General features: G+C 83.1%; 1 protein-coding gene. It reads left to right on the plus strand.

Translation table 11 applies throughout. The annotated features are described in order from the left end of the window. A partial coding sequence (locus QWJ41_RS22005; protein WP_302710626.1) for a hypothetical protein occupies positions 1–201 on the plus strand: 201 nt, incomplete at both ends.

Consider the following 201-nt stretch of genomic DNA (forward strand, 5'->3'; position numbering starts at 1 on the left):
GCCACCACCTCCCGCGCCCCCCGCAGCGCGGCCTGCTCGCCGCGATCGTCGCCGTGGTGACCACCGGGCTGCTGCTGGCCCCGGCCACCGCGGGGGCCGCCGAGCCGCACCCGACCCTGCAGCCCGGCCGGGCCGCGGCGGAGCAGGAGGCGCGCGACGCGGCCCGGGTCGCCCCGACCACCGCGGAACGCGCCACCAAGG

It is taken from the genome of Nocardioides cremeus (assembly GCF_030518195.1).
Lineage (GTDB): Bacteria > Actinomycetota > Actinomycetes > Propionibacteriales > Nocardioidaceae > Nocardioides > Nocardioides cremeus.